Source organism: Microbacterium sp. AB (genome assembly GCF_032878875.1).
GTDB classification, from domain to species: domain Bacteria; phylum Actinomycetota; class Actinomycetes; order Actinomycetales; family Microbacteriaceae; genus Microbacterium; species Microbacterium betulae.
Window position 1 is genome coordinate 1,274,280 of sequence record NZ_CP118157.1, and the last position, 21,268, is coordinate 1,295,547.

Sequence of the window (21,268 nt, forward strand, 5' to 3'; positions counted from 1 at the left end):
ACGCGCGGATGTGCGGGCATGCTCTTTCGAGCGTAGTCGCGTCGCGGCGGATGCGCGGGAGCCGGGTGCGAGGATCATCACCGACGCGCGGCGTACTGCTCTCGGATGATGGGTCGGGTGTCGAGGGGGAGGGTCGTCGCGGTGTGCAGTGGCCATTCGGGTCGGGTGCCGGTGAGTGCCCAGGCGGCTTGGACGGTGGCGCCGAGGGCGACGTATTCGGCGGGTTCGGGGATGGTGACGGGTGCGTCGAACACCTGTGCGGCGATGGTCTGTACGGCGGGGTTTTGTGCGGCGCCGCCGATGAGGAGGATGCGGTCTGCGGTGACGTCGTGGGCGCGGATGGCGTCGAGTCCTTCGGCGAGGCCGGTCAGGATGCCTTCGATGGCGGCGCGGGCGAGGTTCTCGCGTGTCGTGGAGGCGAGGGTCATGCCGTAGAGGGTGGCGGTGGCGTCGGGGCGGTTGGGAGTGCGTTCGCCTTGGAACCAGGGTTGGAGGACGAGTCCTGCGGAGCCGGGTTCGGCGGTGAGGGCGAGGTCGGCGAGGGTGGTGTGGTCGACGCCGAGGAGGGTGGCGGTGGTGTCGAGGACGCGTGCGGCGTTGAGGGTGGTGACGAGGGGGAGGTAGCCGCCGGTGGCGTCGGCGAAGCCGGCGATGGTGCCGGTGGGGTCGTGGATGGCGATGTCGGTGACGGCGAAGACGGTGCCGCTGGTGCCGAGGGAGATGCCGATGTCGCCGGTGTGGGCGTCGAGGCCGAGGGCGGCGGCGGCGTTGTCGCCGGCGCCGGGGGCGATGAGGAGCCCGGGGCCGGTGACGTGGTCGGCGGGGTGGAGGACGCGGGGGAGGACGATGTGGGTGGTGTCGTGTCGGAGGGCTCGGGTGAGGAGGTCGTGGTCGTAGGCGTGGGCGGTGGGGTCGAAGTAGGCGGTGCCGCTGGCGTCGGAGCGGTCGGTGATGAGTTCGTCGAGGACGGGGCCGTGTGTCGACTCTCGGGCGGGTCCGTAGCCGCGCAGTCGCCAGGTGAGCCAGTCGTGGGGGAGGGCGATGGCGGCGATGCGTGCGGTGTTGTCGGGTTCGGTGTCGGCGAGCCAGCGGAGTTTCGTGGCGGTGAAGGAGGCCACGGGGACGAGGCCGGTGCGTTGTGCGTATGCGGCCGCGCCGATCTCGGCGGTGAGGGCGGTCGCGGCGTCGGCGGAGCGGGTGTCGTTCCACAGGAGTGCGGGGCGGATGACCTCGCCGTGGGTGTCGAGGGCGACGAGGCCGTGCTGTTGGCCGGCGATGGAGATCGCGGTGACGTCGTCGAGTCCGCCGGCGTCCGTCAGGGCGGCTTGGAGGGCGTCCCACCAGTGTCGGGGGTCGATCTCGGTGCCGTCGGGGTGCGTGGCGCGGCCGGTGCGGACGATGTCGCCGGTGGCGAGGTCGCGGATGACGACCTTGCAGCTCTGCGTGGACGAATCCACCCCCGCGACGAGAGTCACCCCCGCCTCCCTCAGCGCGCGCCGAGCAGGTGCTCGGTCGCGAGCTGCTGCAGGCGCACGAATCCGAACCCCTTGCCGCCGAGGTAGGGGTCGGTGTCGAAGTCCTCGTACGCCGAGCGGTCGGCGAGGAGGTCGTCGTACGACTCGCCCTCGTTCAGCGTCGGCTGCGCGAGCTCGGGCACCTTGGCCGCCTCGAGCGCCTCCTGCACCTCGGGGTCGGCGCGGAACGCGGCCGCGCGCTCCTTGAGGAGGAGATAGGTCCGCATGTTCGCCGACGCGGAGTCCCACACGCCGGTCTCGTCCTCCGTGCGGCTCGGCTTGTAGTCGAAGTGCCGGGGGCCGTCGTAGGCGGGGGCGCCGCCGGGGCCGCCGTTCTCGAGGAGGTCGACGAGGGCGAAGGCGTTGTGCAGGTCGCCGTGGCCGAAGACGAGGTCCTGGTCGTACTTGATGCCGCGCTGGCCGTTGAGGTCGATGTGGAACAGCTTGCCGTGGTACAGCGCCTGGGCGATCCCCGCGGCGAAGTTCAGGCCGGCCATCTGCTCGTGGCCGACCTCGGGGTTGAGGCCCACGAGCTCGGGACGCTCGAGCGAGTCGATGAAGGCGAGCGCGTGCCCGAGCGTGGGCAGCAGGATGTCGCCGCGGGGCTCGTTCGGCTTGGGCTCGATGGCGAAGCGGATGTCGTAGCCCTTGTCGGTCACGTAGTCGCCGAGGAGGTTCACGGCCTCGCGGTAGCGCTCGAGGGCGGAGCGGATGTCCTTGGCCGAGTCGTACTCGGCGCCCTCGCGTCCGCCCCACATGACGAAGGTCTTCGCACCGAGCTCCGCGGCGAGGTCGAGGTTGCGGAGCACCTTGCGGAGGGCGAACCGGCGCACCTGGCGGTCGTTCGACGTGAAGCCGCCGTCCTTGAAGACGGGTGCGCTGAAGAGGTTCGTGGTGACCATCGGCACGACCACGCCCGTGGCGGCCAGCACGTCCTTGAGGCGGTCGATCTGCTTCTGGCGCTCGGCGTCGGTCGAGCCGAACGCGAAGAGGTCGTCGTCGTGGAAGGTCAGGCCGTAGGCGCCGAGCTCGTCGAGCTTCTCGACCGCGTGCACCACGTCGAGCGGCGGGCGGGTCGGGCCGCCGAACGGGTCGGTGCCGTTGTAGCCGATGGTCCAGAGACCGAACGAGAACCTGTCGGCCTTGGTGGGGATGAGAGACATGGATGAACCGCCTTCAGCATCGTCGGTGAAATGTTGTTACTCTGAACTTATCACTGATCGCGGGCCGCGAGCCAGTCCGTTCTATCGTTGCAGGGCAAGACGTCGTCGACGAGAGAGGACGGGATGACCGACGCAGGTGTCATCGGCTCGCCCGGCCGCCCCGAGCGCTCCTCTGCGCCGTCCGGGCGCTGGCGGTGGCCGGAGCTGCGCGACGCGCAGCGCACCGTGCTGCTCGACGTCCTCGTGCACGGCACGCGATCGCGTGCGGACCTCACGCGGCGTTCGGGCCTGTCCCGTGCCAGCCTCAGCCGTCTCACGCGGGAGCTCGGCGACGCCGGTCTCGTCCGCGAGACGAGCGCTTCGCCGGCGGAGGGCCGCGGCCGGCCGTCGGAGATGATCGCGATCGTCCCGGACGCGGCGCACTTCATCGGCTTCAAGCTCACGGGAGACTCGCTCTACACGGTCGTCACCGATCTGAGCGCGAAGATCCGGCATTCCGAGGGGGAGCCGCTCGTGACCCGTGACGTCGCCGACGTGGTGGCGCTCATCGTCCGGACCGCTGCGCGTCTGCGCGAGCGGTTTCCGAGGATCGCCGCGATCGGGGTGTGCCTCGCCGGCGACGTGCGCGTCGACCCGTCCGGCGGGGGCGACGTCGTGGTGGGCTCGGCCTTCCTCGGCTGGGACGAGGTGCCGCTGCAGGCGCTCATCGAGGAGTCCGTGGAGCTGCCCGTGTCGGTCGGCAACGACGTCCAGGCGCTCACGACCGCTCACCACTGGTTCGGCGCGGGCGTGGGGAGCTCCTCTCTCGCCGTCATCGGGCTCGGCGCAGGCATCGGATGCGGCATCGTCGTCGGGGATCAGCCCGTCCGGGGGGCGAGGGGGCACCCCGGCAAGGTCGGGCACCTGCCCGTCACGCCGGACGGGCCGAGCTGCGATGTCGGGCACGTCGGCTGCGTCTCCGCGTACGTCACCATCCCGGCCATCCTCCGGAACGCCGGCGGCAGCGCCTTTCGGGAGAGCCATGCCGCGGCACGCGCCGGCCAGGCGCGCGCCCACACCGCCTTCCTCGCCGCCGCGGAGGCGCTGGGGGCGGTCGTCGCCTCCCTCGCCAACCTCGTCGACCCCGAGCGGATCATCGTCACGGGGGAGGGGCTCGCCGTGGCCGAGTACGCTCCCGAGCATCTGGCGACGGCGGTGCGCGAGCGGCTCGACCCCGCCGCCGAGCCGCCGACCGTGATCCTGCAGCCGTTCCAGTTCGCGGACTACGCGTGGGGCGCCGCGATCACGGCCATCAGCGAGCTCGTCTGATTCGATCGGACCGGCTCGCCCCGGGGCGGACGGCGCGCCCGCCGCCGCTCGTCGGCATGGCCGTTGACATTTTGTTTCGTCCCGCGACATAATGGCGGCGGTGACGTCGAAGCACCGTCCCTCCCCTTCCTCGCTTCGACGTCCACGTCGAAGGAGATGTGAAATGCAACGCAGCAGACTGACCGTCGCACTGGTCGGGCTCTCGCTCGCCGGCGTCGTCATCGCGGGATGCTCCGGCGATGACGGCACACGCGACGGCGCCGGCGAGGACGGCCCCATCACGCTCGAGTACTGGGCGTGGGGCACCACCCAGAAGCCGCTCGTGGACGCGTGGAACGCGACCCATCCCGACATCCAGGTCGCGCACACGGACGCGGGAGGCGGATCCGACTCGTCGGCGAAGCTCGTCACGGCGACGCGAGCCGACAACGCCCCCGACGTCGCCCTCGTCGAGTACAACACCCTGCCGGCGATGATCGTCGCGGGCGTCGCCTCCGACATCAGCGCGTACACCGCGGACCTCGAAGCGGAGTACGCGCCCGGCGTGTGGAGTCAGGCGACGTTCGACGGCGCCAGCTACGGCGTGCCCCAGGACGCCGGCCCCCAGGCGCTCACCTACAACCGGGCGCGCTTCGACGAGCTCGGCATCGAGGTGCCGACGACATGGGCCGAGTTCGCCGACGCGGCGGAGAAGGTCCGGGCGGCCGACCCCGATGCGTACATCACGACCTTCGCTCCCGCCGAGTTCGGCGGCTTCGCCGGGTTCGCGCAGCAGGCGGGCGCCGAATGGTGGTCGGTCGACGGGGACGCCTGGACCGTCGACTTCGACGACGAGGCCTCGGTCGCCGTCGCCGACTACTGGCAGGATCTCATCGATCGCGACCTCGTGCTCGCGGAGCCGCTGCTCACGCCGGAGTGGAACGCCCGGCTCAACGCCGGCGACGTGCTCGCCTGGCCCGCCGGGCTGTGGGCCGCGGGAGTCATCAACGGCGTCGCGGCCGACATGGCCGGCCAGTGGGCGCTCGCGCCGCTGCCGCAGTGGACCGAAGGCGACTCCGCCGTCGCGTTCCAGGGCGGGTCCGCCGCGATCGTGACCACCTCCTCCGAGCATGCGGAGGCGGCGGCCGAGTTCGCCGCGTGGATGGCCACGTCCGAGGAGGGAGCCGCGATCCAGATCGAGCAGGGCACCTATCCCGCGTCGCTCGCGGGTCAGGAGCTGACGGTCGGCAGCGAGCCTCCGATCCTCATGGAGGGGCAGGACGACTACTGGCGGATCGCGGCCGACATCGCCGCGGACACGATCCCCGAGATCAGCTGGGGGCCCAACGTGAACGTCGCCTCCACCGCCTTCCAGGACGCCATGTCGGCAGCCGTCACGAACGGTGCTCCCCTCTCCGACGCGCTCGCGGAGACGGAGAGGGCCGTCGCGGCCGACATGGAGACCTCCGGCTTCACCGTCCACGTCGAGTGACATGAGCGCCGTCGCAGACGCGCCGTCGCGCGCCCCCTCACGACCCGCGCACCGCCGCTGGGCCGCTCCCTATCTCTTCCTGCTTCCTGCGGGCGTCCTCTTCATCGCGTTCCTGGCGGTGCCGATGGCGTACGCCGTCTCCCTCAGCTTCCGGGGCATGCGCGTGGGAGGCGGCGGGCCGTTCGGCGTGCGCGAGGAGACCTGGGTCGGATTCGAGAACTATGTCCGCACCTTCACGGATGCGGAGTTCCTCGCCGGCTTCGGGCGGCTCGCGATCTACGGTCTCATCGCCGTGCCGCTCACGCTCGGACTGGCGCTGCTCTTCGCGCTCTTCCTCGATCTGCCGCGCATCCGCGCCGCGAGGTTCTCCCGCGTGGCGATCTTCATCCCCTACGCGGTCCCCGGCGTCATCGCCTCGCTCCTGTGGGGGTTCCTCTATCTCCCCTCGACGAGCCCGCTCAACTGGATCCTGAACCAGCTCGGCCTCCCCGACGTCGTCGTCCTCTCCGGCGGCGGTCTGTATCCGGCGATCGCGAACATCGCCGTCTGGGGCGGCGTCGGCTTCAACATGATCATCATCTACACCTCGTTGCGCGGGATACCGAGCGAGATCTACGAGGCCGCACGCATCGACGGCGCCACCGAACGGGCGATCGCATGGCGCATCAAGATCCCGCTCGTGGCGCCCGCGCTCGTGCTCACCGGCCTGTTCTCGCTCATCGGGACGCTCCAGGTCTACGGGGAGCCGACGACCCTCCGGCCCATGACGAACGAGATCTCCCAGACCTGGGTCCCTCTCATGCAGATCTATCGCGACGCGTTCGCGCGCGACGATCTGTCGCTGGCCGCGTCGTCGTCCGTCGTCCTCGCGCTCGGCACGCTCGTGGTCTCGATCGTCGTGCTCCGCGCGACGCAGCGCAGCTCGTTCGGAGGCGACGGATGAGCGCGCTCACCGCAGCACGCGCCGCGCGGACGACGCCGGAGTCGAGCATCGCGCCGCGACGACGCGAGCGGCGTCCCGTCATCGCGAGCATCGTGCTCGTCCTCGGAGCGATCTACTGCCTCGTCCCCGTCCTGTGGGTCGTCGTCGCGTCGACGAAGTCGAACACCGAGCTGTTCACGACGTTCACCTTCGCGCCGGGCACGGGCCTCTTCGACAACCTCGCGGACCTCTTCCGCTACGGCGACGGGCAGTTCGGCATCTGGGCGCTCAACAGCGTCGTCTACGCGGGGGGCGGCGCGCTGCTGTCCACCCTCGTCTCCACGATGGCGGGCTATGCCCTCGCGAAGTACGACTTCCCGGGCCGACAGGCGTGGTTCTACGCGATCCTCGCCGGGGTGCTCCTTCCGGGCATCACGCTCGCCATCCCGCAGTACCTGCTGATGTCGAGGATCGGTCTCGCCGGCTCGTACTGGTCGGTGCTCCTGCCGTCGCTCATCTCGCCCTTCGGGATCTTCCTCGCCCGCGTGTACGCGGCGAGCGCCATCCCGTCGGAGATGATGGAGGCCGCGCGCATCGACGGCGCCGGTGACCTGCGCGTGTTCGCGTCGGTGGCGCTGCCGATGATGGTGCCCGGCATGGTGACGATCTTCCTGCTGCAGTTCGTCGGCATCTGGAACAACTTCCTGCTGCCGTTCATCATGCTCTCCGACGAGCGGATGTACCCGCTCACCGTCGGGCTCTACACCCTGCTCTCGAAGGGGTCGGGGACGCCGTCGCTGTACAGCCTCGCCGTCATCGGCGCCGCGGTGTCGATCATCCCCCTCATCATCATGATGCTCGTGCTCCAGCGCTACTGGCGCCTCGATCTCGTGAGCGGCGGGCTCAAGGGATGAACGCCTCGATCCGCGACACGACGGGAGCCCCCGTGGCGACGACGCCCTACGCTCCGGAGGGGCTCCTCTTCGGCGGCGACTACAACCCGGAGCAGTGGCCGCGCGAGACGTGGCGCGAGGACATCGCGCTCATGCGCCGGGCGAAGGTCAACACCGTGACGCTGGGGGTGTTCTCCTGGGCGCTTCTCGAGCCGCGCGAGGGGGAGTACGACACGGGCTGGCTCGACGAGATCGTCGGTCTCCTCGACGAGGCGGGCATCGGGTTCTTCCTCGCCACGCCGACCGCGTCTCCGCCGCCGTGGTTCACGCTGGCCCATCCCGACGCGATGCCGGTGCGCGCCGACGGCGTGGTGCTGTCGCACGGCTCGCGCGACACGTACGCGATCAGCGCGCCCGCATACCGCGCCGCCGCTCGCCGGATCGCCCGCCTGCTGGGCGAGCGGTACGGTCGTCATCCCCGGCTGCGCGGCTGGCACGTCCACAACGAGTACGGCACGATCGACCACGGGCCGCACGCGGCGACGGCGTTCCGTCGGTGGCTCCGTGCGCGCTACGGCACGATCGACGCCCTCAACGCCGCCTGGTGCACCGCCTTCTGGTCGCAGCGCTACGGCTCCTGGGAGGAGATCCTGCCGTCGCGCGCGACGCAGTACCTTCACAACCCCGCGCTCGCGGTGGACTTCCGGCGCTTCTCGTCCGACGAGATGCTCGCGGCGTTCGCCGAGCAGAAGGCCGAGATCGCGGCGGCGGGCTCGCGGGCGCCGGTCACGACGAACTTCATGCTCCCGACCTGGAACCACCTCGAGCAGTGGTCGTGGGCGGACGCGCAGGACGTCGTCTCGATCGACCACTACCTCGACACGACGGGGCCGGACGCCGAAGCCCACGTCGCCTACGGCTCCGACCTCACCCGCTCGTGGGCCGGCGGTCCCTGGGTGCTGATGGAGCAGAACGCGCGCGGCATCCGGGTGGGCGACCGCACGTTCGCGAAGTCGCCCGGACGGATGATCCGCAACTCCCTCGCCTACATCGCGCGGGGCTCGCAGAGCTCGCTGTTCTTCCAGTGGCGGGCGGGCGCCGGCGGCGCGGAGCAGTGGCACGGGGCCCTCGTGCCGCACTCCGGCGGGGAGTCGGCCGCGTTCGCGGCGGTCGAGGAGCTCGGCGGGATGCTCGAGGCGCTCTCCGAGGTCGTCGAGCCGCCCGCGGACGGCCGCGTGCTCGACGCCGACGTCGGCATCGTGTGGCACGCGGACGGATGGTGGGCGCTCGAGACGCCTCATCTGCCGAACGACGCGATCGCGTACCCCGACGAGGTGCGGGCCACCCACCGCTCGTTCTGGCGAGCGGGCATCGCGACGGACTTCGTGCGCCCGGGCGCCGACGCGTCGAGGTACCGCCTGCTCGTGGTGCCCGCGCTCGCCTCCCTGCCGGAGGAGACCGCCGAATGGCTGCGCCGCTACGTCGAGGAGGGCGGGCGGCTCGTCGTGACGTTCCTGACGGGCGTCGCCGACGAACACCAGCGCATCGGCGACGGTCCCTATCCCGCCATGCTCCGCGATCTCCTCGGCGCGGGCTCCGAGGAGATCCTCCCTCTCGCCCCGGGCGAGAAGGTCGCCCTCGACGACGGCTCGTGGGTCGAGGAGTGGACGGAGCGCGTCGTCCTCGACGAGGCGACGGCGCTCGCCTCCTACGCCGATGGGCCGCTCGCCGGGATGCCGGCGATCACCGTCGCACGGCGGGGAGCGGGAACGGTCGTCTACGCGTCGGCGAGGCTCGTCCAGGAGTCGCGCGATCGGCTGCTCGCCGGGCAGGCGGAGGCGGCCGGCGTCTCGCAGACGGCGCGCGGGGCGCGGGAACGGGGCGTCGAGGCCGTCCGTCGCCGCGGCGCCCGGCATGACTTCGTGTTCCTGCTGCATCACGGCGACGTCGACGTGCGCGTCGTGGCGTCCGGCGCCGACCTTCTCAGCGGCGTCGACGCCGCGCGCGGGCTCTCGCTCGCGGCGGGCGAGGCGGCGGTCGTGCGCGTCGAGCGGGACGCGCCGGTCGAGGTGTCTTCGGCATGAGTGCTCCCGTCCGCCGCCCGACCCGCCTCGAGGTCCCGTCCATCACAGCACGCCCATGCGCGCGCGAGTCAGGAGCAGTCAAGCGATGAAGTTCACCGACGGGTTCTGGCAGCTGCGTCCGGGCGTCGAGGCGCTCTACGGCCGCGAGGCGTACGACGTCTGGGCGGAGGGGCGCGAGCTGAAGGCGATCGTGCCGACGAAGGCCGTCGAGCGCCGTGGCGACACCCTCAACCGCCCGACCCTCACGGTCACGCTGCATTCGCCGCTGCCCGGGATCGTCGGCGTGCGCGTCGAGCACCACCAGGGGGGACGTCGAGAGGTGTCGTTCGACCTCGTCGGCGCGGAGGGCGGACACGGCGACGTCGTGATCGACGACGAACGGGCCACGCTCACGAGCGGCCGGCTGCGGGCGACGATCACGCGGGGCGCGCCGTGGAGCCTCGTCTTCACCGACCTCGAGACCGGCCGGGTGCTGACGTCCAGCGGGGAGAAGTCGCTCGGCTACCTCCGCGTCGCCGGCGACGCGCGGATCGAGCCGGGCCCCGTCGGAAGCGGGGCGCGCGGCGGGGCGTACGTCCACGAGCAGCTCTCGCTCGGCGTGGGGGAGCTGATCTACGGCCTCGGCGAGCGCTTCGGGCCCCTCGTCAAGAACGGCCAGAGCATCGACGTCTGGAACGCCGACGGCGGCACGTCGAGCGAGCAGGCCTACAAGAACGTCCCCTTCTACCTCTCCGACCGCGGCTACGGCGTGCTCGTCGACCACCCGGGGCTCGTCTCGTACGAGGTGGCGTCGGAGAACGTCGAACGCGTGCAGTTCTCCGTCGCGGGGGAGTCGCTGGAGTACCACGTCGTCGCGGGCGGGAGCCCGGCGGGGGTGCTCGAGCGGTACACGGCGCTCACGGGGCGTCCGGCGCGACTGCCCGCCTGGTCGTACGGACTGTGGCTCTCGACGAGCTTCACGACCGACTACGACGAGGAGACGGTCATGCGCTTCATCGAGGGGATGGCGGAACGCGACATCCCGCTCGGCACCTTCCACTTCGACTGCTTCTGGATGCGGGAGTTCGCCTGGTGCGACTTCACGTGGGATCCGCGGGTCTTCCCCGACCCCGAGGGGCTGCTCGCGCGTCTCCACGACCGGGGGCTGCGGGTGTGCGTCTGGATCAACCCCTACATCGGCCAGCGCTCGCCGTTGTTCGCGGAGGGCAAGGAGCACGGCTACTTCGTCACGCGTCCCGACGGATCGGTGTGGCAGTGGGACATGTGGCAGGCCGGGATGGCGCTCGTCGACTTCACGAACCCCGAGGCGACCGCTTGGTACCAGGGGCATCTGCGGCGTCTCGTCGGCCAGGGCGTCGACTGCTTCAAGACCGACTTCGGCGAGCGCATCCCCCTGGAGGTCGACTACTTCGACGGCTCCAGCCCCGAGCGCATGCACAACCTCTACACGCAGCGCTACAACGAGGCCGTCTTCGAGGTGCTCCAGGAGGAACGCGGCGAGGGCGAGGCCGTGCTGTTCGCCCGCTCGGCGACGGCGGGCGGCCAGCGGATGCCGGTGCACTGGGGAGGCGACAACACCTCGTCGTTCGCGTCGATGGCCGAGAGCCTGCGGGGAGGGCTGTCCCTCTCGCTCAGCGGCTTCGGCTTCTGGAGCCACGACATCGGCGGCTTCGAGGGGATGCCCGATCCCGCCGTCTTCAAGCGCTGGGTCGCGTTCGGCCTGCTGTCGAGCCACAGCCGCCTGCACGGATCGACGAGCTACCGCGTGCCGTGGTTGTTCGACGAGGCGGAGGGCCGCGACGAGTCCGACCCGCAGAGCGCCGTGTCGGTGACGCGGCGGTTCACGCGCCTCAAGCTCTCGCTGCTGCCGTACCTGCTCGCCGCCGGGCTCGAGGCGCACCGGACGGGCATCCCGGTCATGCGGCCCATGCCGCTCGCGTTCCCCGACGACCCGGCGGCGGCGTATCTGGACCGCCAGTACCTGCTCGGTCCCGACCTCCTCGTGGCGCCGGTGTTCTCCGCCGAGGGCGAGGTCGAGCTCTATCTTCCGGAGGGGGAGTGGACGAGCCTTCTGACGGGCGAGACGGTCGGCGGCGGCTGGCGGCGCGAGAGGCATGCGTTCGACAGCGTCCCGCTCTATGCGCGCCCTGGCGCGGTCATCCCCGTCCGCGCCCGTGACGACGGCACGGAGTACGACGACCTCGACGGCCTCACCCTGCGCGTGGCGCCGGGCGGCGGCGACGGCGAGCGCGATCTCGACGTCACGACGGCGGGCGGCCGCACGGCGCGGTTCCGCGTCGAGCGTGCGGGCGGGTCCGTGCGCATCTCGTCGGCGGACGTCGCGGAGTTCTCGGCGGGACGGATCGGCGGCGAGACGACGGCGGCGGCCGGCGGCGTGGTGGAGCTCGAGGTCTGACCGCGGGGAGTCCGGAGGTCGGAGACGTCGCGAACGCCGGAGATCCCGCGAACGCCGGATCGAAACGGCCGATCGGGTCCGGTGTTCGCGGGATCTCCGGTCCTCAGGGGCGGGGGCAGGGGCAAGGGCGACCGGGTGCGGGGCCTCAGCCGCGGCGGGCGGTCGAGCCGCGCACGACGAGCGAGGCCGGCAGCCGCACGTGCTCCGCGGGCGCGTCGTCCTCGTCGTCGAGCTTCCGCAGGAGCAGGCGGACGGCCGTGGCGCCCATCTCGTGGAGGGGCTGGCGGATGGTCGTGAGGGGCGGCTCGTGGGACGCCGCGCCGGGGATGTCGTCGAACCCCACGACCGAGAGATCGTGGGGCACGCGGAGCCCGCGGCCGGCCGCCACCTCGATCGTGCGGATCGCGGAGAGGTCGTTCGCGGCGAAGATCGCCGTGGGGCGGTCCTCCAGGTCGAGCAGGGAGCCCGCCGCATCCGTCGCCTCGGCGGCGCGGTAGCCGCCGTCGCGGACGAGCGCGGGGTCGACGACGATGCCCGCCTCGCCGAGCGCGCGTCGATAGCCCTCCTCTCGGAGTCTCGCCGACTCGAGGTCGGTGCGTCCGCGGACATGGCCGATCCGCCGGTGCCCGAGCTCGATCAGGTGCCGCGTCGCCTGCAGGGCGCCGTCGAGGCTGTCGACGTCGATGGCGGCGGGGCCCGATGCCCCGGTGTGGGGATCGATCGCGACGACGGGCACCGAGGCCGTGGCGGAGTCGACGGTGGGGGTCACGATGACGGCCCCGTCGATGAGGGTGCCGCCGAGCCGCGAGAGCGAACGGCGCTCCCAGCCCTCGTGACGCGCGTCGTCCGTCCCCGACAGGCTGCCCGCGTAGGCGAGGAGGTCGTAGCCGCTGTCCTGGAGCGCCTCGGAGATCCCCTGCAGCAGCGCGAGCGCGAAGGGCTCGAACTCCGCCACGAGCACGCCGACGACGTTCGTGCGCCCGCGGCGCAGCGAGGACGCGATGAGCGAGGTCTCGTATCCGAGCTCCGAGACGACGCCCAGGACGCGAGCCGAGGTCTTCGCCGAGACGCCGTAGCGGCCGTTGACGACCTTGGAGACGGTCGACACGGAGACGCCGGCGGCGAGGGCGACGTCATGGATCGTCGCGCGCCCGACGATCGGGGCGGTTCGCGTCTCCGAGGTGGTCACGCGTCAACGGTAGCGCCCGGAGCCCGCGGATCCGCTGCGTGACGCGAGGTCGCACAATCGTTATCGAAAACGTTATCGATAACGATTGACACTCGGGATCGGCGGTGTCAGTGTCGTCTGCGTGAGGGCGCGTCCGACTCCGGCCTCGCCTGTTCCCACTCGATGACGAGGAGAGACACGATGAGAGCACACAGGATCCCGACGGTCGCGGCGGCGATCGCGGCGCTCGCCCTGACGGGATGCGCGGGAGGGGGCGGGGACGACGGCGGCGACGTCTCCCTGACGCTCTGGCACAACTCCACGACGGGCGATGGCAAGCAGTACTGGGAGGACGCGGCCGCGGCCTTCGAGGACGAGAACGAGGGCGTCACGATCGACATCCAGTCGATCCAGAATGAGGACATGGACGGACGGCTGCAGACAGCGGTCAACTCCGGCGACATGCCCGACGTCTTCATGGCGCGCGGAGGGGGCAAGCTCGCGGACGTCGTCGCGGCGGGCGCGGTCAAGGACCTCAGCGATCTCGTGTCCGACGACGTGCGCGCCGACTACGGCGAGGCGGTCTTCAGCGCGTTCACGGTCGACGGCGCGACCTACGGCCTCCCCGTCGCGGTGCTGCCCGGCGGCATCTTCTACAGCGAGGACCTCTTCGCCGACGCGGGGGTCGCCGAGGCCCCGGCGACGATCGACGACCTCGTGACGGCGACGGAGGCCATCAAGGACACGGGCGTCGCCCCCATCGCCCTCGGCGCGATGGACGCGTGGCCCGCCGCCCACTGGTACTACTTCTTCGCCCTCCGCGAGTGCGGGCAGGACGTCATCTCCGACATCGCCACGACGCGCGACTTCAGCGACGACTGCTGGCTCGCCGCGGGCGAGGATCTGGCCGACTTCGCGGCGACCGAGCCGTTCAACGAGGGATACCTCACGACCTCCGCGCAGCAGGGCGCCGGATCGTCCGCCGGGCTCCTCGCGAACCATCAGGCGGCCATGGAGCTCATGGGCGGATGGGACGTCGGCGTGATCGCGTCGCTCACGCCCGATCAGCAGCCCCTCGCCGACCTGGGCTGGTTCCCGTTCCCCGCCGTCGAGGACGGGGACGGCGACCCGACGGCCATGATGGGCGGCGTCGACGGGTACTCGTGCTCGGCCGACTCGCCGCCGGCCTGCGAGGACTTCCTGAACTTCATCGCCTCGCAGGAGTGGCAGGAGAGGTACGCCGAGGCGTACCAGACCATCCCCGCGTCGAAGGCGGCGCAGGGCGCCGTGACCGACCCGGCGCTGGAGCCGCTCATCGCCTCGTACAACGACGCCTCGTACGTCGTCGTCTGGCTCGACACGCTGCTGGGCCAGAGCGTCGGGAACGCGCTCAACACGTCCGTCGTGGAGCTCCTGTCGGGCAACGGCTCGCCGGAGGGCATCGTCGAGGCCGTCACGGGCGCCGCGGCGCGAGGCTGAGCGGGCCATGACGCGCACCTCGCCCACCATCGAGGCGGCCCCGGAGGCCGACGTCGCGGCGTCGGCCCCGGCGCCGCCGACCGTCCCTCGTCGGCGCGGGGCCGGTCTCCGCGACGACCGGCGCAGGCGCGCGGAGATCGTGCTCCTCGCCGGCCCCGCGCTCGTCGTCTTCGTCGTCTTCGTCATCCTCCCCGTGCTGATGGCTGCGTACTACGGCTTCTTCCGATGGCGGGGCTTCGGCCCTCCGGAGGACTTCGCCGGGCTGCAGAACTACGTCACGATCCTGGAGGACCCCACCTTCCGCGACGCCGTCGCGCACAACTTCCTCATCGTCGTCGCCTCGCTCGTGCTGCAGGGCCCGCTCGCCATCCTCTTCGCGCTGCTCCTCAACCAGCGCATCCGCGGACGCTCGATCATCCGCGTGCTCATCTTCGTGCCGTACGTCATCTCGGAGGTCGTCGTGGGCACGGGATGGAGCCTCATGCTCCAGGACGCCGGCGCGGTCAACGGCCTCCTCGAGAGGATCGGCCTCGAGGGCTGGCAGAGCTCGTGGATCGCCGATCCCTCGATCGCGATGTGGACGCTCATGGGCATCATCACGTGGAAGTACATCGGCTTCGCCGTCATCCTCATGCTCGCGGGACTGCAGGGCATCCCCGAGGAGCTCTCCGAGGCCGCCGCCATCGACGGCGCGTCCTTCTGGCAGATCCAGCGCCTCATCACGCTGCCGCTCCTGGCGCCGACCATCCGCATCTGGGCGTTCCTGTCGATCATCGGATCGCTCCAGCTGTTCGACCTCGTCAACATCATCTGGGGCCAGTACGTCTCCGCGACCGCCGGCACGTCGACCATGGCGACGTACATGTACCTCAACGGGCACATGGCGGGCAACTACGGCTACGGCAATGCCGTCGCGGTGGTGCTGTTCCTCATCTCGCTCGTCGTCGCGCTCGTGTACCAGCGGTTCGTGCTGCGCCGCGACACGGCCGGCGCGCTCACGGGCGGCAGGGAGAAGAAGCCATGACCTCCACGACCCTCCTCGTCGTCCCCGACGCGCGCCGTCGCCGCCGCGCGGCCGGACGCACGCCGGAAGGGCTCCGCTGGGGGAGCCCCCTCACCTACCTCGCGGCGGTCGTGCTCATCGCGATCTGCATGGGGCCCGTGCTCTACATCGTGCTCGGCGGCTTCCGCACGAACTCGCAGATCACCGCCGACCCCTCGGGTCTCCCGGCGCCCTGGGTCGTCGCCAACTACACCGAGGTCCTCGCGAGCGGCTCCTTCTGGCAGGCGCTGGCGAGCTCCACCGTGACGGCCGTCGCGACGACGGCCGGCGTCGTGGCCCTCGGGCTCATGGCGAGCTACGTCATCGCGCGCTACGACTTCGCGGGGAAGGGCGCCCTGTACGCGCTCTTCGCGGCCGGGCTCATGTTCCCCGTGACCGTCGCGATCACCCCGCTGTACCTGCTCGTGCGCAACCTCGGCCTGACGAACAGCCTGCTCGGGGTCATCCTGCCGCAGATCGCGTTCGCGCTGCCGACGACGATCATCATCCTCGTGCCGTTCCTGCGGGCGATCCCGGCGGAGATCGAGGAGGCCGCGTCGATCGACGGGGCGGGGCGTCTCGGCTTCTTCTTCCGGATGGTCCTGCCGCTGAGCCTTCCCGGCGTCGTCACGACGGGCATCCTGGCCTTCATCGGATCGTGGAACGGGTACATCCTGCCGCTGTTCATCCTGAGCGACCCGAACCTCTTCACCCTGCCGCTGGGCGTGCAGAACTTCGCCTCGCAGTACTCCGTCGACACGGCTCGGGTGCTCGCGTTCACATCGCTGTCGATGCTGCCCGCGCTCCTCTTCTTCAGCCTGTTCGAACGGCGCATCGTCGGCGGGCTGACAGGAGCGGTGAAGGGATGAGCCGGCGCACGGAGGCCCTGCACGCCCGCATGACGCTCGAGGAGAAGCTCGCGCAGCTCGTCGGCTACTGGCTCGACCAGGGCGGGAACGTCGTCGCGCCGCTGCAGGGCGAGATGGCGTCGGACGGCGCGGCGGGGCTCGCCGAGATCACGCGCCACGGCATCGGGCACTACACGCGCGTGTACGGGACGCGGCCGGTCGACCCGGCCGAGCGCGCGGCGTGGCTGTGGGCGGAGCAGCGGCGGCTGAAGGCCGAGACGCGGCTCGGCATCCCCGCGCTCGTCCACGAGGAGTGCCTCACGGGGCTCGCGGCGTGGAAGGCCGCGACGTTCCCGACGCCGCTCGCGTGGGGCGCGTCGTTCGACCCGGAGCTCGTCGAGGAGATGGCCCGTGCGATCGGCGGCACGATGCGCTCCCTCGGCATCCATCAGGGGCTCGCCCCCGTCCTCGACGTCGTCGCGGACCCGCGGTGGGGGCGGGTGGACGAGTGCATCGGGGAGGACCCCTACCTCGTGGGAACGGTCGGCACCGCGTACGTGCGCGGCCTGCAGGGCGCGGGGGTGCACGCCACGCTCAAGCACTTCGTGGGGTACTCGGCATCGACGGCGGCCCGCAATCATGCGCCGGTGTCCGCGGGGCGGCGCGCGCTCGCGGACGTCTACCTGCCGCCGTTCGAGATGGCGATCCGCGACGGGGGCGTCCGCAGCGTCATGAACAGCTACGCCGACGTCGACGGGGTGCCCGTGGCCGCCGACCGGGGGCTGCTGACGACGACCCTGCGCGACGAGCTCGGCTTCGACGGGGTCGTCGTCTCCGACTACTTCGCCGTGGCGTTCCTCGAGGTCATGCACGGCGTGGCCGCCGGACGCGGAGACGCGGCGGCGCAGGCGATCGAGGCGGGGATCGACGTGGAGCTGCCGTCGGGCGACGCGTTCCTCGGGCCGCTCGCCGAGGAGGTGCGCTCGGGCCGCGTCGACGTGGGCGTCGTCGACCGGGCCGTGCTGCGCGTGCTCGCGCAGAAGGAGGAGCTCGGCCTGCTCGACCCCGCCGCGTTCGAGGACGAGCCGTCGTCGGCGGTCGACGTCGACTCGCCTCGCCACCGCGACATCGCCCGCAGGCTGGCGGCGGAGTCGGTCGTGCTGCTGCGCGACGACGGGGTGCTGCCGCTCGCGGCGTCGGCGCGGCGCATCGCGGTCGTCGGGCCCAACGCGGATCGCGCCGAGGCGCTGCAGGGCTGCTACTCGTTCGCGAATCACGTGCTCGCCCACTTCCCGGGGCATCCGCTCGGGTTCGCCATCCCGACCGTGCGCGAGGCGCTCGCGGGAGCGCTGCCCGGGGCGGAGATCGTCCACGCAGCCGGATGCGAGGTCGAAGGCGCCGATCGCGCCGGGTTCGGCGAGGCTCTCAGCGCCGTGAGCGAGGCCGATGTGGCGGTCGTCGTCGTGGGCGACCAGGCGGGGCTCTTCGGCCGAGGCACGGTCGGCGAGGGCAACGACGCGGAGTCGCTCGAGCTGCCGGGCGTGCAGCGCGAGCTCGTGGAGGCGGTCGTCGCGACCGGCACGCCCGTCGTGCTCGTGCTCCTCACCGGCAGGCCCTATGCGGTCGGATGGGCGCTCGACGGCGACGGGGCGCCGGGCGCCGTGCTGCAGGCGTTCTTCCCGGGGGAGGGCGGGGGGCTCGCGCTGGCGGACGTGCTCACGGGAGCCGTCTCGCCCTCGGGCCGGCTGCCGGTGTCGTTGCCGCGGTCCACGGGCGCCCAGCCGTACACGTACCTGCATCCGCGCCTCGGCGGGCCGTCGGACGTGACGTCCGCGGACCCGACGCCGTCGCGCCCGTTCGGGTTCGGGCTCTCGTACACGTCGTTCGCGTACTCCGACCTCGAGGTCGACCGCTCGGCGCCGACGGACGGACGCCTGCGGGCCGCCGTCACGGTGACGAACACCGGGGAGCGCGAGGGCGTCGACGTCGTGCAGCTCTACGGGCGCGACGTCGTCGGCTCCGTCACGCGGCCGGTCGCGCAGCTGCTCGGCTACGCGCGGGCGGCGCTCGAGCCCGGAGAGTCGCGACGCGTCGGGTTCGACGTGCCCGTCCAGCGCTTCGCGTTCAGCGACCGGCGGATGGTGCGGGTCGTCGAGCCGGGCGACGTCGAGGTGTGGGTCGGCGCGCACGCCGAGGCCGTGGACGCGGCGGACGGGCCGGCCCGCGGCGCGTCGGCCCGCGCGGGGCGGGCGCTTCCCGGCGACGCGACCCCGCGCGCCGTCGTCTCGCTCACGGGCGGCGTGCACGAGGTGACGCCGGCGGACCCGCGGATCGTCGGCGTGAGCGTCGCGGACGCCGAGACGCTCGTCTGACGCCCGCCCGCCCGCCGCGAGGGCGTTGCACGACGCGGTCGATATCGTGGGGTCAGCGAAAGACGCCGGTCGGGTCACGAACGGCATGACGGGGGACGACCATGGCCGAGCGCGGGATGAGCGTCGAGGGGGTGCGCAGGCGCAACCTCGGCGAGGTGCTGCGGCTCGTGCACCGGGAGGGCGCGCAGTCGCGCGCGCGCATCACGGCGGCGACCGGCCTCAACCGCTCGACGGTCGCGGACCTGGTGGCCTCTCTCGCCGAGGCGGGTCTCGTCGAGGAGCGGGAGCCCGGCCAGACCCGCCGCGTCGGGCGGCCCTCGCCCATCGTCGCGCCGAGCGAGGACGTCGTGGCGATCGCCGTCAACCCCGAGGTGGACGCGATCGAGGTCGGCGCCGTCGCGCTCGGCGGCGCCGTCCGCGTCCGCGTGCGCGAGGACGTCGACCATCTGCTCACGCCGGACGAGACCGCGCGGATCGTCGCGCGCGTCCTCGACGGATGGCGGACGCACGAGCTCGCCGGCGCCCGGGTCGTCGGCGTCGGCGTGGCCGTGCCGGCGCTCGTGCGCGCGCGCGACGGCGTCGTCCGGCTCGCCCCGCACCTCGGATGGCGCGACGCGGCCGTCGGCGAGCCGCTGCGGGAGGCGACGGCGCTGCCCGTCGTCGTGGGCAACGACGCGAGCCTCGGCGCCCGCGCCGAGCACCTGTTCGGGGCCGCGAAGGGATACGACGACGTCGTCTACCTGAACGGCGGCGCGAGCGGCATCGGCGGCGGCCTCATCCTCGGCGGCCGGACCATCGGCGGCGCCGGCGGCTATGCGGGGGAGTGGGGGCAGAACCGGCCCGGCATCCTCGACGACGCCGATCGCCGCACGGCGGCGGGCGTGCTGGAGGACGAGGTGAGCCGCTGGCGCCTGCTGGAGGTGCTCGGACTCGCCTCCGCCGACGACCCGACCCTCGCGCGGTCTCTCGCGGAGGCGGACACGGCCGCCGTCGCCGACGAGGTCGGCCGGCAGCGCCGCATCCTCGCGACGGCGCTCGCCAACGCCGTCAACGTGCTCAACCCGTCTGTCATCGTCCTCGGCGGATTCCTCGGCATGCTCGTCGCAGCCGACGAGGCGGGGTTTGACGCGGCCGTGCGCGAGCACGCGCTCGCCGCCCCCGCCGAGGGCCTCGACATCCGCCCCGCCGCGCTCGCGGAGGACCGGCTGCTCATCGGCGCGGCCGAGGCGGCGTTGGGCGCGCTGCTCGCGGACCCGCTGGCCTGAGGGCGGCGTCGTGCGCGCAGCTCCGTCGCGCCGGTCGCGTCCGGCCGCGGACGCGGGACGACGACCCTAGGGGACGACGAGCCGGCCGTTCCTGCGGTGGGGCAGTCGCGCGAGCGACGCGTCGCGCAACGGCGGGGGCAACAGCCCCTCCGGCGCGTCCTGGAACGCGACGGGTCGCAGGAAGCGGCGGATGGCTGTGGCGCCGACCGACGTGTGGAGCGACGTCGTCGCCGGCCACGGGCCGCCGTGGTGCTGCGACCAGGTGACGCGACGCCCGTCGGCCATCCCGCGAAGAGCACGCGTCCCGCCACGGCGGCGAGCGCGCCGAGGACGGCGCGCACGTCGTCCGACGCCTCGGCGTGCAGCGTCGCCGTGAGGCTCCCCGGCACGGCGCGGAGGGCGTGCAGCAGCTCGGCCTCGTCGTCGTACGCGACGAGGAGCGTCGCGGGGCCGAACACCTCCTCGAGGAGCACGTCGGGTCGCTCGGCGACCGCGGAGGCGTCCGTCGCGATCACCACGGGCCGCACGTCGTGCGATCCGGCCCCCTGCCCGATGATCGTCGCCGACGGGTCGTCGGCGAGACGGGCGACCCCGCCGGGGAAGGCGTCCGCGATGCGGTCCGTGAGGAGCGGGCCGCCGGCCGCGTCCGCGACGCGTGAGGCGACCTCGTCCTCGAAGCCCGCCCCGCGCGGGACGAACACGACGCCGGGCTTCGTGCAGAACTGGCCGACGCCCAGCGTGAACGAGCCGACGAGGCCTTGCGCGAGCTCGCCTCCGCGTGCCGAGGCCGCGGCGGGCGTGACGACGACGGGGTTGACGCTGCCGAGCTCGCCGTAGAACGGGATGGGATCGGGGCGCCGGCTCGCGATGTCGAACAGCGCGCGGCCTCCCGCGACCGATCCCGTGAACCCCGCCGCTCTGACCGCGGGATGCCGCACGAGGGCGTTCCCCGCCTCGCGTCCCTCCACGAGCGCGATCGACCCCGCGGGCGCCCCCGCCGCCTCGAGCGCGGACGCCGCGACCGCCGCCGTGCGACGAGACAGCTCGGGATGGCCCGAGTGCGCCTTCACGACGACGGGATTGCCCGCCGCGAGGGCCGACGCCGTGTCGCCGCCGCAGACGGAGAAGGCGAACGGGAAGTTCGAGGCGGAGAACACCGCCACGACGCCGAGCGGGACGAGCTCGTCGGCGGCGCCGTCGAGGGCGTCGGCGAGCGCAGCCAGCCCGCCCGCGTCGGGGCGTCGGCGTCGCGCCAGACGGGAGCCGCGGCATCCGCCCGGGCGACGATCGCGTCGAGACCTTCTGCGGTGGCGGCCATGGTGT

General features: G+C 72.4%; 14 protein-coding genes and 1 pseudogene. 11 read left to right on the plus strand and 4 right to left on the minus strand.

Features of this window, described 5'->3' with window-relative positions:
- Positions 1-77: 77 nt before the first annotated feature.
- Complete coding sequence (gene xylB, locus N8K70_RS06045) at positions 78-1,475, minus strand: xylulokinase (protein WP_317140701.1); 1,398 nt, start codon at positions 1,473-1,475, stop codon at positions 78-80.
- 11 nt (positions 1,476-1,486) lie between these two features.
- Complete coding sequence (gene xylA, locus N8K70_RS06050; protein ID WP_317140702.1) at positions 1,487-2,677, minus strand: xylose isomerase; 1,191 nt, start codon at positions 2,675-2,677, stop codon at positions 1,487-1,489.
- A gap of 123 nt (positions 2,678-2,800) precedes the next feature.
- Here xylA and N8K70_RS06055 point away from each other — a divergent pair, with 123 nt between their 5' ends.
- The 6 genes from N8K70_RS06055 (at position 2,801) to yicI (ending at position 11,771) form a co-directional block, all read left to right on the plus strand.
- Positions 2,801-3,985, plus strand: a complete 1,185-nt coding sequence (locus N8K70_RS06055) for an ROK family transcriptional regulator (RefSeq protein ID WP_317140703.1) — start codon at positions 2,801-2,803, stop codon at positions 3,983-3,985.
- A 163-nt stretch (positions 3,986-4,148) separates the two neighbouring features.
- The gene (locus N8K70_RS06060) at positions 4,149-5,456 is read left to right on the plus strand and encodes an ABC transporter substrate-binding protein (RefSeq protein ID WP_317140704.1); all 1,308 of its coding nucleotides are present in this window, start codon (positions 4,149-4,151) and stop codon (positions 5,454-5,456) included.
- 1 nt (position 5,457) lies between these two features.
- Positions 5,458-6,399, plus strand: coding sequence for a carbohydrate ABC transporter permease (locus tag N8K70_RS06065; RefSeq protein WP_317140705.1), 942 nt, complete (start codon positions 5,458-5,460; stop codon positions 6,397-6,399).
- Complete coding sequence (locus tag N8K70_RS06070) at positions 6,396-7,292, plus strand: carbohydrate ABC transporter permease (RefSeq protein WP_317140706.1); 897 nt, start codon at positions 6,396-6,398, stop codon at positions 7,290-7,292. Before N8K70_RS06065 ends, N8K70_RS06070 begins: the two co-directional genes overlap by 4 nt.
- Positions 7,289-9,355 (plus strand): beta-galactosidase, encoded by a 2,067-nt coding sequence (locus N8K70_RS06075; protein WP_317140707.1) that lies wholly within the window; start codon positions 7,289-7,291, stop codon positions 9,353-9,355. The genes N8K70_RS06070 and N8K70_RS06075 overlap by 4 nt, the downstream gene beginning before the upstream one ends.
- 85 nt (positions 9,356-9,440) lie before the next feature.
- Entirely contained in the window at positions 9,441-11,771 is a 2,331-nt protein-coding gene (gene yicI / locus N8K70_RS06080) for an alpha-xylosidase (RefSeq protein WP_317140708.1), read from the plus strand.
- A 145-nt stretch (positions 11,772-11,916) separates the two neighbouring features.
- On the opposite strand, the gene N8K70_RS06085 is transcribed toward yicI, so the two are convergent.
- Positions 11,917-12,960 (minus strand): LacI family DNA-binding transcriptional regulator, encoded by a 1,044-nt coding sequence (locus tag N8K70_RS06085; protein WP_317140709.1) that lies wholly within the window; start codon positions 12,958-12,960, stop codon positions 11,917-11,919.
- A gap of 180 nt (positions 12,961-13,140) precedes the next feature.
- Between N8K70_RS06085 and N8K70_RS06090 the strand changes: the two genes are divergently transcribed.
- The 5 genes from N8K70_RS06090 (at position 13,141) to N8K70_RS06110 (ending at position 19,945) form a co-directional block, all read left to right on the plus strand.
- The gene (locus N8K70_RS06090) at positions 13,141-14,418 is read left to right on the plus strand and encodes an extracellular solute-binding protein (RefSeq protein ID WP_317140710.1); all 1,278 of its coding nucleotides are present in this window, start codon (positions 13,141-13,143) and stop codon (positions 14,416-14,418) included.
- 7 nt (positions 14,419-14,425) lie between these two features.
- Positions 14,426-15,442 (plus strand): carbohydrate ABC transporter permease, encoded by a 1,017-nt coding sequence (locus tag N8K70_RS06095; protein WP_317140711.1) that lies wholly within the window; start codon positions 14,426-14,428, stop codon positions 15,440-15,442.
- On the plus strand, positions 15,439-16,329 hold the full coding sequence (locus tag N8K70_RS06100) for a carbohydrate ABC transporter permease (RefSeq protein ID WP_317140712.1): 891 nt from the start codon (positions 15,439-15,441) through the stop codon (positions 16,327-16,329). The genes N8K70_RS06095 and N8K70_RS06100 overlap by 4 nt, the downstream gene beginning before the upstream one ends.
- Entirely contained in the window at positions 16,326-18,680 is a 2,355-nt protein-coding gene (locus tag N8K70_RS06105) for a beta-xylosidase/alpha-l-arabinosidase (RefSeq protein WP_317140713.1), read from the plus strand. The genes N8K70_RS06100 and N8K70_RS06105 overlap by 4 nt, the downstream gene beginning before the upstream one ends.
- Before the next feature lie 101 nt (positions 18,681-18,781).
- Positions 18,782-19,945 (plus strand): ROK family transcriptional regulator, encoded by a 1,164-nt coding sequence (locus tag N8K70_RS06110; protein WP_317140714.1) that lies wholly within the window; start codon positions 18,782-18,784, stop codon positions 19,943-19,945.
- Positions 19,946-20,011: 66 nt separating this feature from the next.
- Here the strand turns inward: N8K70_RS06110 and N8K70_RS06115 are convergent.
- A pseudogene (locus N8K70_RS06115) lies at positions 20,012-21,263 on the minus strand (aldehyde dehydrogenase family protein).
- Positions 21,264-21,268 lie beyond the last annotated feature (5 nt).